The sequence below is a fragment of the Promicromonospora iranensis genome (assembly GCF_028994805.1).
Lineage (GTDB): Bacteria > Actinomycetota > Actinomycetes > Actinomycetales > Cellulomonadaceae > Promicromonospora > Promicromonospora iranensis.
This window is the reverse complement of sequence record NZ_JAJQQP010000005.1, coordinates 324,027-338,216: the sequence shown is the minus strand read 5'-3', so window position 1 is coordinate 338,216 and position 14,190 is coordinate 324,027. Positions and strand designations below refer to the sequence as shown.

Below are 14,190 nucleotides of genomic sequence, written 5' to 3'. Positions count from 1 at the left end.
CCGCTCGAGACGTACCCAGGTCGAGTCAGCGGCCGGCGGCCGCGCTGCTGCCCACGGTGATCTCGCCGGGCAGGTCGGTCCTCGACTCCGCCTTCTCGAAGAAGTGCGGGGCGCGCTCCAGGAGCGTGCCCGCGCGATAGTACGGGTCGTCCGGCGCCAGCGGCAGGTCGACGGTACGTCGTTCGATCCCCGCCGCGTAGATCGCGGTGACGAGCTCGATCGCCCGGCGTCCGTCCGCGCCGTCCACGGCCGGGCGACGCCGGTCGCGCACCGCCCCGAGCATGTCGCCGATCTGCCCGGGGTGGCCCTCGTGCTCCAACGGGGTGTGCGACGCCGCGAGCGCCTCGATCTCGGCGACGCGACCGGGGTCGCCACCGGGAGCCGGGAACCCGTTCTCCTGAGCCGCGTCGGAGACGACCTTCCACGGCTGGGACACGCGGGCGTGGCGGCCCTGCACGACGATCGCCTGCTCCTCCCCGTGGTGCACCACCGAGCTGGTCACCTCGACCAGCGCCCGGTCGTACTGCAGCACTGCCACCGAGAGGTCCTCGACCTCCGAGTTCTCGTGCGCGGCGTTGCTCAGCACCGCGGTGACGGCGCTCGGCGCACCGAACATCCACGAGGTGAGGTCGAGGTGATGGATGGCGTGGTTGAGGGTGCACCCGCCGCCCTCCTTCTCCCAGGTGCCGCGCCACCACAGGTCGTAGTAGGCGGTGCCGCGCCACCAGGCAGAGGAGACCTGCGCGTGGGAGACCGGCCCGGTCAGGCCGGAGTCGAGCACCTCCTTGAGCGTGGCCATGTCGTCGCGGAAGCGGTTCTGCGCCACGACGGACAGGAGCTGGCCGTTCTCGGCGGCGGCCGCGAGCATCGCGTCGCACTCCTCGAGCGACGGCGCCATGGGCTTCTCGACGAGCACGTCGACGCCGGCCCGCAGCGCGGCGATGGTGAGCTCGGCGTGGCTGGACGGCGGTGTCGCGATGCTGACAAGGTCCAGCCTCTCGGCCGCGAGCAGGTCCTCGGCGCTGTCGTACGCCCGCGCGCCGGCGAGGCCGAGCTCCGCGCCGACGGCCGCGGCCTTGCCCGGCGTGATGTCGCAGAGCGCGACGATCTCGCACTCGGCGGGGAAGCGTTGGTACCCGTCGATGTGTGCACGGGCGATCCCGCCGGTCCCGATGATCCCGATCTTGAGCACTGTTCCTCCGGTCAGTTGGCGGCGTTGGTGGAGCTGCGGACCTCGGCGATCAATGCGTTCGCCGCGTCCTCGGGTGTCTGTCGTTCGAACATGACGTCCTGGAGGTAGCGGGACAGGATCGTCTCGATGTCGGAGGCGCCGTTCGGCACGATCGCCGGTGCCTCGCCCAGATGGGAAGCGCGCTGCTCGGCGAAGTCGGCGGCCTTGCGCTCCTCGGGCGTGAGGTCGTCACCGAGCGCCTCAAGGGTCGCGGCGTTGGCCGGGATGCCGCGCTCGGTCCCGATGATCTTGGCCGCCTCGGCGTCGTTGACCATGAAGTCCACGAGCAGCGCCGCCTCTGCGGGGTGCTCCGATTTGGCCGACACGGACCAGTACATCCCAGGCTTGTAGTAGTCGTACTTCGTGGTGTCCTCGTCGGGGGTCGGCAGCGGCACGAGCTCCAGCTCGGCACCGCCCATGGCCGCCGAGTACGCGGTGATCATGGTCGAGGGCGTGAAGATCGCCGCGGTCTTGCCGGTTGCGAAGAAACCCTGGTCGAGCGGCAGCGTGAGCGTCTCGGCGGTGATGGAGGCCGACGGTGCGGCGCCGTCCTTGGTCCAGTCGAGGGCGAGCTGGAAGTAGTCGGCCAGCGTCTCGGGCTCGATCACTATGTCGTCCTCGGAGAACAGCTGGTCGCCCTGCTGGCGGGCGAACAGCTGCAGAGAGAACTCGTTGTAGATGACGCTCGTACCGTACGTGCCGTCCGGCGACTTCTCGGAGAACTGCTGGGCCCACGCCTCGAACTGGTCCCAGCTCCAGGTCGAGGTGTCGGGCAGGGAGACACCGATCTCCTCGACGAGGTCCGTGTTCACCAGCAGGCCGGTCGAGGTGGTCGAGACCGGCATCGCGTAGAGGGCGTCCTTCCACTTGCCCATCTCCAGCACGGACGGCTCGAGGCCGGACGTGTCGAGCTGCGGCATGGTGCTGAGGTCGACGAGGCTGCCGCGCGAGGCGTAGGAAGCGAGGTAGACCTGGTCCATCTGGATGACGTCGGGCGCGTTGCCGCCCGCCGTGGCGGTGGCGAGCTTCTCCCAGTAGCCGCTCCAGTCGGAGAACTCCGGCTCGATGGTGATGTTGGGGTGCTCCTCCTCGAACAGGTCGAACACCTCCTGGGTGCGGGCATGACGGGTGTCTCCGCCCCACCACGTGACACGCAGGGTGACGGGCTCGTCGGCGAGCTCGGTCGAGGCCTGGGGCTGGGCGACGCCGCAGGCGGCGAGCGTCAGGGTCACGGCCACCGCGACAGTGCTGGCGACGGTGCCGGCGGCGGTACGACGGATGCGCTTCATGGCTGGTTTCCTTCTTGTCCGAGGGATCACTTGAGCCCGGTGGTGGCGATGCCCTGCACCAGGTACTTCTGGCCGAGGGCAAAGGCGAGGACGAGGGGCACGATGGCGACGACGCTCATCGCGAACATCCCGCCGAACGAGGAGCTCGACTGCGCGTCGATGAACGAGCGCAACGCGATCGGGACGGTGTACTGCTCCGGGTCCGTGAGATAGATCAGCTGGGAGAAGAAGTCGTTCCACGTCCAGATGAACGTGAAGATCGCTGTGGTGGCCAGCGCCGGCTTCATCAGCGGCAGGATGATCTGGAAGAAGATCCGGGCGTGCCCGGCCCCGTCGATGCGGGCCGCCTCGTCCAGCTCCTTGGGCAACCCGCGGATGAACTGGATCATGAGGAAGATGAAGAACGCGTCGGTGGCCAGCAGCTTGGGCACGATGAGCGGCCAGAAGGAGTTCACCAGCCCCGCCTGCGCCCACAGGATGTACTGCGGCACGATCACGACGTGCACGGGAAGCATGATCGAGACGAGCATGTAGGCGAACGCCGGGCGCTGGAACCGGAAGCGGAGCCGGGCGAACGCATAGGCCGCCATCGAGCAGCTCACGAGGTTGCCGATGATCGAGCCGATCACGACGAGGGCCGAGTTGAACAGGTAGACGCTGAACGGCCTGCCCAGCGCGGTCCAGCCGTAGGCGTAGTTCTCGGTGTGGAAGGTCGTCAGCAGCAGCGACGGGTTGCCGAAGATCTGGCCGTCCGGCCGCAGCGAGCTCACCAGCATCCACAGCACCGGGTACAGCGTGGTGACGACGCCGAGGATCAGCAGCGCGTGCTTGCCTGCTCGGCGCAGCGTGAGCCTGACCTGTCGGCCGTCCGCACGCCCCGGGGTGGCACTTGGCGACGAGGTGCCGGCGGTCGCTGCCGAGCGGTACCGCACGGGGCGGCTCGTGGACTCGGTTCCCGAGTCAGTTCTCGAGTCAGTTCTCGAATCAGTTCTCATAGTGCACCCAGTACTTCGAGAGCCAGAAGTTGATGGCGGTGAAGACGCCGATGATGAGGACCAGGAGCCAGGCGAGCGCCGACGCGTAGCCCATGCGGAAGGACGAGAAGCCCTCCTGGTACAGATAGAGCGTGTAGAAGAGCAGCGAGTCGGACGGCCCGCCCGTCCCACCCGAGACGATGAACGCCTGGGTGAAGGACGAGAACGAGTTGATCGTCGCGAGCACGAGGTTGAAGAAGATGATCGGGGTCAGCAGCGGCAGCGTGATGGCCAGGAACCGGCGCCACGGTCCCGCGCCGTCGGTCGCGGCGGCCTCGTAGAGCTCGACCGGGATCTGCCGGAGCCCGGCGAGGAAGATCACCATCGGCGACCCGAACGTCCAGATGTGCAGCAGGATGATCGTTCCCAGTGCGGTGTCGGGACTGCCGATCCAGCTGGTGGTTGTGTGGATGCCCACCAGGCCGAGCATCGCGTTGACGAGCCCGGTTCCCCCGAACACCAGGCGCCAGAGCACCGCAATCGCCACCGACGCGCCCAGCAGGCTGGGCAGGTAGAAGGCCGACCGGTAGAGCGCCCGGCCGCGCAGCCCGCGGTCGAGCAGCAGGGCGAGCCCGAGAGCCACGGCGAGCTGGCCCGGCACACCGACCAGCACGTAGGTGAACGTGACGACGAGCGACTGGTGCAGCCGCGTGTCGGTGAGCATCCGCTCGAAGTTGGCCAGGCCCACCCAGTTCGCGTTCTGCAGCAGGTTGTAGTCGGTGAACGCCAGGTAGAGCGACGCGAGGATCGGGCCGAGCGTCAGCACCAGCGCGCCGAGGACCCAGGGGCCGAGGAACGCGAGAGCGGCTTTGTTGTCCGGCGTGGCCTGTGGCGTACGGACCCGACCGGAACGTCTCGTCAGCCGTTGCAGCTCGGCGACAGACATGGACACCTCCTCCTTGAGGGTCACGGCCCGTGTGCGGGGCCAGCATGTGAAACGACCAGTTATACGTGTCACTACTGATACGTGTCACTATGGTTGTGGTGAGATGAGCCTCTGTCAAGGGACTGGAGAGACGTGAACGCTGCACCGCCCCCCACCAGCCGCGACGTCGCGCGCCTTGCGGGCGTGTCACAGGCCACGGTGTCGTACGTGCTCACCGGGAAGGGGTCGATCTCCCCCGCCACACGCGAGCGCGTCCTCGAGGCCGCCGGCTCGATCGGCTACCGCCCGAACCTCGCCGCCCGGTCGATGCGCACCCGCCGGTCGGGTCGCCTCGCCGTGATCACGGGGGTCAGCGCGGCCGACCACCAGATGCGAATGATCGTCGGGGCGAGCCAGGTGGCCAACGACTCCGGATACGTCATGGAGACCAGCAGCGTCGACGGCACGGTCAAGGACCGCACCGAGCGGGTGATCGACCTGGCCGCGGGCGGCCAGTACGAGGGCATCCTGACTCTCGTCCCGGTGCTCCCCGAGGCCTTGTCGGACGTCGACGGCCGGTCTCCGGTCATGGCCGCGACCGCGTTCGACGAGCAGATGCACAGCGCAGGCGAGCTGGCCGACGCCAGCTTGCTGGAGGTCTTCGTGCGGGCCCTCGTCGAGGCGGGCCACCGCCGGTTCATGCACATCGGAGGGCCGGAGGAATACTCCTCGGCCCGTGCCCGCCGCGCCACCTACCTCGCCTGCGTCGAGCAGCTCGGGGTCGAGTCCCTCGGCGTGCTCGGCGGAGAATGGGCCGCGGAGCCAGCCCGTCAGGCTGTGCTCGCGCTGCCCGACCACGCTCGCCCGGTCGCTGTCATCGCGGCCAACGATCTGCTGGCGGTCGGTGCCCTGCGGGGGGCCGCCGAACGCGGCTGGTCGGTACCCGACGACCTGGTCGTCACCGGCTGGGACAACTCCGCCTTCGGCGCCTACACCATGCCGTCGCTCACGACCGTCGACCTCGACTTCCAGGCGGCGGGCCGCCACGCCATGCAGCTGCTCGTCGCCGCGCTGCGCGGGGAGGAGCCGCCGGCCCGCGGCTCCGCCCTCCAGCGCATCGTCTGGCGGGAGTCGACGGGCGGCGCCGCGCCGCCCGCCTGACGGATCTCCACCGGCTCACCCCTTGGCCGGAGACGTGTCGCGGCGGAGCGTGAGAAGTGACGGCAGCCCTGTCCGGACGCTGCTGACGAGCACCGGGAGTCCGCCATGTACATCCGTCGAGGAGATGGAGGTCGCGTTCGCCCACCTCCACGTACCCGAGATGGCCTGACGGCGCCGACAACCACAGGTCGTTGCCGCGGCTAACCATCTGACAGGATGCTCGGGTGACGAGCACGGGCGATCCAGGGGACGATCCGGACTTCAGGTTCCGCGACATCGCCGTCGTCGCGTACCTCCCGTCGGTCGTCAGCTCGATCGGTCACGGCGCCGTGCTGCCGGTGCTGGCGATCCACGCGGGGGACCTCGGGGCGACCACCGCCGTGGCGGCGTTCGTGGTCGCGCTCCTGGGGATCGGGCAGCTGGCCAACTCCCTGCCGTCGGGCGCGCTGGTGGCCCGCCTCGGCGAACGCCGCACCCTCGTGATCGCCGGGCTCGTCGACGCGGCGGCGATGGTCGTCGCCTTCCTGGCGCCCTCGGTCTGGCTGCTGTGCCTGTGCGTCTTCGTCAGCGGCATGAGCTGGACGGCGTTCCTGCTGGCCCGGCAGGGATTCCTGATCGACGCGGTGCCGGTCAGCCACCGGGCGCGCGGGATGGCGCTGCTGGGCGGATCGATGCGCCTGGGCGTGCTGGTCGGCCCGCTGCTGGGGGCGCTCCTGATCCACCTGCTCGGGGTGCGCTCGGTGTTCGTGCTCGCGGCGTGCGCGTCGCTCGCCTCGGCGCTCATCGTGACCCGCATGCCGGACTTCGGGCGCGTGGCGCGCAGCGCCACCCCGCTGCCCGTGCACTCGGTGCTGTGGGAGCACCGCCGCACGCTCCTGACCCTCGGCGTGGCGGTCATCATCATCGGCGCCTCACGCTCGGTCCGCACGGGACTGCTGCCCCTGTGGGCCGACCACGTGCACATCTCCGCGGCGGTGGTCTCCCTGCTCTTCGCGGTGGCGGCGACCATCGACATCGCGCTGACCCTGCCGGGCGGCTGGCTGCTCGACACCCGCGGCCGGCAGGTGGTGGCGGTGCCGGTGGTCCTCGCCGTCGGCGTCGGCTGCCTGCTGCTGCCGCTCACCGACTCCGCGCTCGGCGTCGGCCTGGTGATGGCGGTCATCGCGCTCGGCAACGGGCTCGGCTCGGGAATCGTGATGACCCTGGGCGCCGACGCCGCGCCGCTGGCTGGCCGCGCGCAGTTCCTCGGCGGCTGGCGGCTGTGCGGGGACATCGGCAACACGGGCGGGCCGCTGCTCGTCTCGCTGGTGGCCGCCGTCGCCCCGCTCGCCGCCGCGCCGGTGCTCATCGGCGTGCTGTCGCTGCTCGGCGCGATCTGGGTCGGCCACTGGACGGGCAAGGCCGACCGCAAGCGCCGCGGGTAGCGTTCACCTTCTTCTCTCGCAACGGCTGACGTAGCGCGCACGCTCGCCGTTTCACCGGCGTTCCGCGGCCGCCGCCCGACTCGTGCGCAGGTGTGCGCGGGCGAGCCGGGCGGCGGTCTGCGGGTCCCCGTCGCGGACGGCGTCGAGCAGCGCCCGGTGCTCGTCGGCGATGCCCGCGAGGTCGTCGTGCTGGGCCAGCAGCCACCGCACCCGGCTGGCCGTGACGGCGTGCAGCTCCGCGAGCACGGGGTTGCCGGCGGCGCTCACCACCGCCTCGTGGAAGTCCGCCGCCGCGCGCCGCGCCCGCGGCCCGTCGCCCTCGGTCGCCGCGGCAGCCTCGCGCTCCCACGCCTCCGTCATCGCCGCGAGCTGCTCCGGCGTCCGGCGCTCAGCGGCGAGCCGGAAGTGCAGCGGGTCGGTGGCCTCGCGCACCTCCTGCAGGTGCGCGACGTCGGCGTCGGTGAACTCCCGCACGACCGCCCAGCTGCGCGGCCGTGGGGTCACCAGCCCTTCCCCGACGAGCGCGCGCAGCGCGTCCCGCACCGGGATGCGGCTCACGCCGAGCTCCGCGGCGAGGTCCCGCTCGACGAGCTTGCTGCCGGGCTCGCGCGTACCGTCGACGATCTGTTCCCGCACGACACGCGCGACGCGGGCCGACTCGGGCTCGAAGCCGCTCGCCGGCCCGAGGGCGGCTTCGGCTGACGGCATGGTCATGGCGTCATCCTGCCAGGGCAGCTCCCGCCAGCGCATTTGGGATACCATTTCGCCCATGCACTCCCCCACCTCCGCCGGCCACCCCGTCACCGTGCTGCGCGACGTGCGCCCCTGGGGCGGCGAGCGCAGCGACCTGCACGTCGCGGACGGCGTGATCACGGCGATCACCCCGCACGACCCGGCCGGGGCCGCGGCCGGCGCCGGAAGCACCGTCGGCGCCGAGCGCACGGCCGGCGTCGTCGAGGGCGGCGGCCTGCTCGCGCTGCCCGGGCTGGTCAACGCGCACGCCCACGTGGACAAGTCGTGGTGGGGCAAGCCGTGGGTGAGCTACGGCGGTGCCGGCGGCGTACAGGGCCGCATCGCGCACGAGCGAGCACACCGTGACGAGCTCGGCATCCCCGGGGTCGACGTGACGCTCGCCGTGCTGCGCGAGTCGGTCCGCACGGGCACCACCGCCGTGCGCACCCACGTCGACGTGGACCTGGGCGTCGGCCTGCGCGGCATCGAGGTCGTGCGCGAGGCGGTCGCGGCGCTGGGTGGCGCCGTGACGGCTCAGATCGTGGCGTTCCCGCAGGACGGCGTCCTGCGGCGGCCGGGCGTCCTGGAGCTGCTCGACGCCGCTGCTGCCGCCGGCGCCGAGCACGTGGGCGGCCTCGACCCGGCAACCATCGACCGTGACCCGGTGGGGCAGCTCGACGGGCTGTTCGCCATCGCGGAGAGGCACGGTGTCGGGATCGACGTCCACCTGCACGACGGCGGCGACCTGGGCGCCTTCCAGATCGAGCTGATGATCGACCGGACGTTGCGCGCCGGGCTCCAGGGCAAGGTGAACGTGGCGCACGGCTTCGCCGTCGGCCAGCTGCCTGCCGCGCGCCAGGCCGAGCTGGTCGCCGCGATGGGCGAGGCGGGGATCACCATGACCACCGTCGCGCCGATCGGCGCGGCTCCCCTGCCGCTGCACGCGCTGCGCGAGGCCGGGGTCGCCGTCGGCCTCGGCACGGACGGCATCCGGGACCTGTGGTCCCCCTACGGAACCGGTGACCTGCTCACGCTGACCACGCAGCTCGCGCGGCTGTCCGGCTTCCGGTACGACGAGGACCTGGTCGCCGCGGCGCGGATCGCCTCGGCCGACGCCGGCCGCTTCGTGGGGCGCGCCGTGCACGACCTCGTGGTGGGCGCACCGGCCGACGTCGTGCTCGTCGACGCCGAGAACGTGCCGGACGCCGTCGTCCGCGCCCCGCGCCGGGCACTCGTGGTGGCTGGCGGGCGGGTCGTCGCCCGCGACGGCGAGGTGCTGGTCTGACGGGTCGCCGCCGACCCGGTTGCTGCCCCGAGTGCCCCTGACTTCGGTCGGCTGCTCCCGGATCTGCATCACTTCGGTCGGTTGCCATGAGATCGGTCAGTTGACTGACCGATCTCATGGCAACCGACCGAAGTCATCCACGCGGCGATGCAAGGGACCGAACTCGTAGGCCCGCCCGACCCCAGCACCCCAGCACATTGATCAAACCAATCCCCCCTGTCGCACCCTCCCACCTTGACCCTTGACGCGGCGATCCGTAGATTGCTGGCATTTCATCAGATGTTTGCGAGGGGGCGGGCATGGCCACGATCACAGGCGTCCGGGTTGAGGACGTACGGTTTCCGACGTCGGTCACCGCTGACGGCTCCGACGCGATGAACAAGGACGCCGACTACTCGGCGGCCTACGTCGTGCTCGAGACGGACGCGCCCGACCCGGACGATCCCGGCGGCGCACCGCTCGGCGGCTACGGACTGACGTTCACCATCGGCCGGGGCAACGACATCGTCGCCGAGGCCGCGCGCCAGCAGGCGGTGGCTCTGATCGGCCGGAACGTCGACGAGCTGGCCGCCGACATGGGCGCCGTCCACCGCGACCTGACGTCCGACAGCCAGCTGCGCTGGCTCGGTCCCGAGAAGGGCGTGGTGCACCTGTCGCTGGCCGCGGTGCTCAACGCGGCCTGGGACCTGGTCGCGCGCCGGGCGGGCAAGCCGCTCTGGCGCGTGCTCGTCGACATGACGCCCGAGGAGCTGGTCGACGTCGCCGACCTGCACTACCTCTCCGACGCGCTGACGCGCGACGAGGCGCTGGACCTCCTCCGCGCCCGCGCGGACACCAAGCAGGACCGCATCGCCGCCCTGGAACGGACCGGATACCCGGTGTACACGACGTCGGCCGGGTGGCTCGGCTACAGCGACGACAAGCTCCGGCGCCTGTGCCAGGAGGCCGTCGACGCCGGCTACCAGCACGTGAAGCTCAAGGTCGGCGCGGACCTCGGCGAGGACGTCCGCCGGCTGACCATCGCGCGCGAGGTGCTGGGCCCCGACCGCGCGCTGATGATCGACGCCAACCAGGTCTGGGACGTGCCGCAGGCGATCGAGTGGATGAGCGTGCTGGCCCGGTTCGAGCCGCTGTGGATCGAGGAGCCGACGTCGCCCGACGACATCCTGGGGCACGCCGCGGTACGCCGCGCCGTCGCGCCGATCGGGGTGGCGACGGGCGAGCACTGCCACAACCGCGTCATGTTCAAGCAGCTCTTCCAGGCGGGCGCCATCGACTACTGCCAGCTCGACACCGGGCGGCTCGCGAGCATCAACGAGATCGTCGCCGTCCTCCTGCTCGCCGCGAAGTTCGGCGTCCCGGTGTGCCCGCACGCGGGCGGCGTCGGCCTGTGCGAGATGGTGCAGCACGTCTCGGTGCTCGACTACGTGGCGATCGGCGCCGACCTCGACGGCCGCGTGACCGAGTACGTGGACCATCTGCACGAGCACTTCACCGACCCGTGCCGCGTCGCCGACCGCGGCGCGGGCACCGCCTACGTGCTACCCACCCTGCCCGGCTACTCCACGCGCATGTACGAGAGCTCCCTGGACCGGTTCAGGTTCCCGCACGGGACGTACTGGGTGCGCGATACTTCCGACCATGTCCCGCACTGACGAGGTCGTCGACGGCATCCGCAGGATGATCCTCGACGGACGACTGCGCCCCGGCGACCGGCTGCCCGTCGAGAAGGACCTGGCCGACACGCTCCAGGTCTCCCGCGGCTCGCTGCGGGAGGGCGTCCGCGCCCTGTCCATCCTCGGCGTCGTGCACACCCGCCAGGGTGACGGCACGTACGTCACCAGCCTCGACCCGGCCCGCCTGCTCTCCCCCATGGCGCTGGTCCTGGACCTCCAGGACGACGGCGCCATGCCCGCCTTCCACAGCGTGCGCCGCGTGCTGGAGACGGAGGCCGCCGGCCTGGCGGCGAGCCGGATGTCCGACGCCGCGGTCGCCGAGGCGCGGGCGATCCTGGACCAGGTCACCGACGTGCTGCGCGGCTCGCCGGTGGACCACGACACGTTCATCGAGATCGACATCGCGTTCCACCGCGTCATCGCCGCGCACACGGGCAACCCCGTGCTGGAGGCGCTCATCGAGTCGTTCGCCGGCCGCACCGTCCGCGCGCGCCTGTGGCGCGTCCTGCACACCGAGGGCATCGAGGAGCGCACGCACGACGAGCACGAGGCCATCTGGCGCGCGCTCGCCGCGCGGGACCCCGAGGCGGCCCGCATCCGGATGGCGAGCCACCTGCTCGGCGTCGAGGACTCGCTCCCCCGCCGGAACGACCTCCCCTAGCCCCGGGTCCCTGTGCCTTCGCGGGTCAGGGGGCGGGTAGGGCGGCCTCGGCGAGCAGGCCGACGTCGGCCAGGGCCGGCCACAGGGCCGCCGGCACGCGCACCGCGGCGCGCTCCCCTGCCTGTCGCGCCTGCTCCGGCGTCCCGAGCCCGACGACCGTGCTCGCGACCGCCGGGTGGGTGCGCACGTACGCGAGCGCGGCCTGCGGGAGCGTGACGCCGTGCTCCGCGCAGACGGCGGCGATCCGCCGGGCCCGGTCGAGCAGCTCCGCGGAGGCCGGCGCGTAGTCGTACGTCGCGCCCGACGGCGGGGCGTCGTGCGCGAGGATGCCCGAGTTGTAGGCGGCAGCGGCCACCACCGCCACGCCCCGCTCGGCCGCCGCGGGCAGCAGGTCGGCCAGCGCGGGCTGCTCCAGGAGCGTGAACCGCCCGGCACACATGACGACGTCGACGTCGGTCTCCCGGACGAACCGGCTGAGCATCGCCGACTGGTTCATCCCGGCGCCGACCGCGCCGACGACCCCCTGGTCCCGCAGCTCGACGAGCGCGGGCAGCGCCTCCTGCACCGCCTGCTCCCCGTGGTCGTCCGGGTCGTGCAGGTAGACCACGTCCACCCGGTCCAGACCCGTGCGCTCCAGGCTGGCCTCGAGCGACCGCAGCACGCCGTCGCGCGAGAAGTCCCAGACCCGGCGGGCGGACGCGGGCACCTCGAACACGTCGGGGTCGGTGCGGTGCGCGGTCTCCGGCGACGGGACGAGCAGCCGCCCCACCTTCGTGGACACCACCACCTCGTCCCGCGGCCGCGTGCGCAGGAACGTGCCGAGCCGGCGCTCGGACAGGCCGAGACCGTAGTGCGGCGCGGTGTCGAAATATCGGATCCCGGCGGCCCAGGCGGCCTCGAACGTCGCGTGCGCCTCCTCGTCGGTGGTCGCGCGGTACAGGTTGCCCGCGGGCGCGGCACCGAGACCGAGCGTGGTCAGCCGGACCCCGGTGGCGCGTACCGCCGTCGTCTCCATCCTGTGCCGTTCCCTTCCTGTTTCCGGTCCTGTTCCCGTCCCCGTTCCCGGCCCTGGCTAGCCCTGTCCGGGGGCGCGGGTGCGCAGCGCGTGCGATCCGCCGTCCACGGCGAGCATCGCGCCGGTGGTGGCTGCCGCCAGCGGGCTCGCCAGGTAGCAGACGGCGTGCGCGATCTCGTCGGCGCTGACGAGCCGGCCCGAGGGCTGGCGCGCCTCCAGCGCCGCCCGCTCGGCGGCCGGATCGTCGGCGGCGTCGAGCAGCCGGCTCACCCACGGGGTGTCGGCGGTGCCCGGGTTGACGCAGTTGACGCGGATGCCCTCACGGACGTGGTCGGTGGCCATGGCGAGGGTGAGCGCCTGGACCGCGCCCTTGGACGCCGAGTACAGGGCCCGGTTCGGCAGGCCGGTCCACGCGGCGATCGAGCACGTGTTCACGACGGCGGCGTGCGGCGACTCACGCAGGTACGGCAGCGCGGCGCGGGTCACGCGGACGATCCCGAGCACGTTCACGTCCAGCACCCGCAGCCACTCCGCGTCGTCGTTGTCGGCGACGGTGCCCTGCGCGCCGATCCCCGCGTTGTTGGCGACGACGTCGATGCCGCCCATCGTCTCCGCAGCGGCCGACACGGCAGCGCGCACCGCCGCGTCGTCGGTCACGTCGGCCACCTGGGCCCCGGCGCCCGCGGGGACGCCGTCCGCGACCCGGTCGATGGAGGTCACCTGCGCGCCACGCGCAAGCATGGCGCGCACGATCGCCGCACCGATGCCTGACGCGCCGCCGGTGACGACGGCCCGCACGCCGACGAGCTCGCCCGCGCCCGCTCCTGCTGTGGACTCAGATGTGGACTCGGATGTGGCCTCGGATGTGGCCTCGGATGTCATGCGTGACTCTCCTCCAGTTGGTAGACTCGCCGCGCGGTCCCGGCCCACACGGCTGCGGACTCGTCCTCGCTCAGCCCGGCGAGCAGGTCGCCGAGCGTCGTCATCCAGCCGCCGTAGTCGCTCGCGAGCAGGCACACGGGCCAGTCGGAACCGAACATGAGCCGGTCCGGGCCGAACACCTCGAGCGCCCGGTCGACAGCGGGCCGCAGATCGTCGGGCCGCCACGCGTCCCACCTCGCCTCGGTGACCAGGCCGGACAGCTTGGCGGTCACGTTGGGGCGGACCGCCAGGTCGGCGAGGTCCCGCTCCCAGGCGGCGAGGCGGACGGCGTTGCCGGCACCCCCACCGGAGTCGAGGCGGGGCTTGCCCAGGTGGTCCAGGACGAAGGAGACCTCGGGCAGCGCCGCAGCGAGCCGCGCGCACGCCGGCAGCTGTTCGGCACGCACCACCAGGTCGAACACGAGGCCGCCGGGGCGTACCGCGCCGGCCGTGCAGGCAGCGGCGATCCCGCGGCGTACGTCCGCACGGTCCAGGTAGGCCGGGTCGGCCTCCGCCTGCACCTGCGTGCGGAGGCCGACGAGGGCTGCGCCGCCGGGACCCGACCGCAGGGCGCCGACGCGGTCGGCCACCCCGGGGTCCAGGAGGTCCACCCAGGCGACGACGCCGCCGATGCGGGCCGCGCGTCCGGCGTCGGACGCCGCGATCGCCAGGAGCTCGCGGCCCTCCGACCACAGGTTCGCGGACTGGACGACGATCGTCGTGCTCACCCCGTGGGCCGCCGCCGGCAGGTCGGCAGGCGTGAAGTCGGCGTCGAGAGCCGCCATCACGACCGGATCGATCCAGCCCTGGGGCGTGCGCGAGCGCACCCACAGGTGATGGTGCGCGTCCACCACGTCGAGCTGCACCGTTGCCCTCCCTGGCGTCGTCGCCCAGAA

Annotated in this window: 13 protein-coding genes; 5 read left to right on the top strand and 8 right to left on the bottom strand. The window is 72.1% G+C overall.

Features of this window, described 5'->3' with window-relative positions; genetic code table 11:
• Positions 1 to 25: 25 nt before the first annotated feature.
• From LUM46_RS10730 to LUM46_RS10715, 4 genes are all read right to left on the bottom strand, one after another.
• Positions 26 to 1,192 carry a Gfo/Idh/MocA family protein gene (locus LUM46_RS10730; RefSeq protein ID WP_274993866.1) on the bottom strand — a complete coding sequence of 389 codons (1,167 nt, stop codon included), beginning with the start codon at positions 1,190 to 1,192 and terminating at the stop codon, positions 26 to 28.
• 11 nt (positions 1,193 to 1,203) lie between these two features.
• Positions 1,204 to 2,520 carry an ABC transporter substrate-binding protein gene (locus tag LUM46_RS10725; RefSeq protein WP_274993865.1) on the bottom strand — a complete coding sequence of 439 codons (1,317 nt, stop codon included), beginning with the start codon at positions 2,518 to 2,520 and terminating at the stop codon, positions 1,204 to 1,206.
• Between the two features lie 26 nt (positions 2,521 to 2,546).
• The gene (locus LUM46_RS10720; RefSeq protein WP_274993947.1) at positions 2,547 to 3,296 is read right to left on the bottom strand and encodes a carbohydrate ABC transporter permease; all 750 of its coding nucleotides are present in this window, start codon (positions 3,294 to 3,296) and stop codon (positions 2,547 to 2,549) included.
• 208 nt (positions 3,297 to 3,504) lie between these two features.
• The gene (locus LUM46_RS10715) at positions 3,505 to 4,440 is read right to left on the bottom strand and encodes a carbohydrate ABC transporter permease (RefSeq protein WP_274993864.1); all 936 of its coding nucleotides are present in this window, start codon (positions 4,438 to 4,440) and stop codon (positions 3,505 to 3,507) included.
• Positions 4,441 to 4,572: 132 nt separating this feature from the next.
• Here LUM46_RS10715 and LUM46_RS10710 point away from each other — a divergent pair, with 132 nt between their 5' ends.
• Complete coding sequence (locus LUM46_RS10710) at positions 4,573 to 5,580, top strand: LacI family DNA-binding transcriptional regulator (RefSeq protein ID WP_274993863.1); 1,008 nt, start codon at positions 4,573 to 4,575, stop codon at positions 5,578 to 5,580.
• 224 nt (positions 5,581 to 5,804) lie between these two features.
• Positions 5,805 to 7,004 carry an MFS transporter gene (locus tag LUM46_RS10705; RefSeq protein ID WP_274993862.1) on the top strand — a complete coding sequence of 400 codons (1,200 nt, stop codon included), beginning with the start codon at positions 5,805 to 5,807 and terminating at the stop codon, positions 7,002 to 7,004.
• Positions 7,005 to 7,055: 51 nt separating this feature from the next.
• On the opposite strand, the gene LUM46_RS10700 is transcribed toward LUM46_RS10705, so the two are convergent.
• Positions 7,056 to 7,718, bottom strand: coding sequence for a GntR family transcriptional regulator (locus LUM46_RS10700; RefSeq protein WP_274993861.1), 663 nt, complete (start codon positions 7,716 to 7,718; stop codon positions 7,056 to 7,058).
• 55 nt (positions 7,719 to 7,773) lie between these two features.
• On the opposite strand from LUM46_RS10700, the gene LUM46_RS10695 reads away from it, so the two are divergent.
• The 3 genes from LUM46_RS10695 (at position 7,774) to LUM46_RS10685 (ending at position 11,358) form a co-directional block, all read left to right on the top strand.
• On the top strand, positions 7,774 to 9,021 hold the full coding sequence (locus LUM46_RS10695) for an amidohydrolase (RefSeq protein WP_274993860.1): 1,248 nt from the start codon (positions 7,774 to 7,776) through the stop codon (positions 9,019 to 9,021).
• A gap of 299 nt (positions 9,022 to 9,320) precedes the next feature.
• Complete coding sequence (locus tag LUM46_RS10690) at positions 9,321 to 10,676, top strand: enolase C-terminal domain-like protein (RefSeq protein WP_274993859.1); 1,356 nt, start codon at positions 9,321 to 9,323, stop codon at positions 10,674 to 10,676.
• Positions 10,663 to 11,358, top strand: coding sequence for a FadR/GntR family transcriptional regulator (locus LUM46_RS10685; protein ID WP_274993858.1), 696 nt, complete (start codon positions 10,663 to 10,665; stop codon positions 11,356 to 11,358). The genes LUM46_RS10690 and LUM46_RS10685 overlap by 14 nt, the downstream gene beginning before the upstream one ends.
• A 25-nt stretch (positions 11,359 to 11,383) precedes the next feature.
• On the opposite strand, the gene LUM46_RS10680 is transcribed toward LUM46_RS10685, so the two are convergent.
• The 3 genes from LUM46_RS10680 to LUM46_RS10670 are packed head-to-tail and all read right to left on the bottom strand — an operon-like array spanning position 11,384 to position 14,160.
• On the bottom strand, positions 11,384 to 12,373 hold the full coding sequence (locus LUM46_RS10680; RefSeq protein ID WP_274993857.1) for an aldo/keto reductase: 990 nt from the start codon (positions 12,371 to 12,373) through the stop codon (positions 11,384 to 11,386).
• 57 nt (positions 12,374 to 12,430) lie between these two features.
• Positions 12,431 to 13,255, bottom strand: coding sequence for an SDR family NAD(P)-dependent oxidoreductase (locus LUM46_RS10675; protein WP_274993856.1), 825 nt, complete (start codon positions 13,253 to 13,255; stop codon positions 12,431 to 12,433).
• Positions 13,252 to 14,160 carry an amidohydrolase family protein gene (locus tag LUM46_RS10670; protein WP_274993855.1) on the bottom strand — a complete coding sequence of 303 codons (909 nt, stop codon included), beginning with the start codon at positions 14,158 to 14,160 and terminating at the stop codon, positions 13,252 to 13,254. The genes LUM46_RS10675 and LUM46_RS10670 overlap by 4 nt, the downstream gene beginning before the upstream one ends.
• Positions 14,161 to 14,190 lie beyond the last annotated feature (30 nt).

Coding starts and splice junctions, on each gene's coding strand:
- LUM46_RS10725 (WP_274993865.1), bottom strand. CDS start 2,520: ATGAAGCGCATCCGTCGTACCGCCGCCGGCACCGTCGCCAGCACTGTC.
- LUM46_RS10720 (WP_274993947.1), bottom strand. CDS start 3,296: ATGCTGGTGAGCTCGCTGCGGCCGGACGGCCAGATCTTCGGCAACCCG.
- LUM46_RS10715 (WP_274993864.1), bottom strand. CDS start 4,440: ATGTCTGTCGCCGAGCTGCAACGGCTGACGAGACGTTCCGGTCGGGTC.
- LUM46_RS10700 (WP_274993861.1), bottom strand. CDS start 7,718: ATGACCATGCCGTCAGCCGAAGCCGCCCTCGGGCCGGCGAGCGGCTTC.
- LUM46_RS10695 (WP_274993860.1), top strand. CDS start 7,774: ATGCACTCCCCCACCTCCGCCGGCCACCCCGTCACCGTGCTGCGCGAC.
- LUM46_RS10690 (WP_274993859.1), top strand. CDS start 9,321: ATGGCCACGATCACAGGCGTCCGGGTTGAGGACGTACGGTTTCCGACG.
- LUM46_RS10685 (WP_274993858.1), top strand. CDS start 10,663: ATGTCCCGCACTGACGAGGTCGTCGACGGCATCCGCAGGATGATCCTC.
- LUM46_RS10680 (WP_274993857.1), bottom strand. CDS start 12,373: ATGGAGACGACGGCGGTACGCGCCACCGGGGTCCGGCTGACCACGCTC.
- LUM46_RS10675 (WP_274993856.1), bottom strand. CDS start 13,255: ATGACATCCGAGGCCACATCCGAGGCCACATCCGAGTCCACATCTGAG.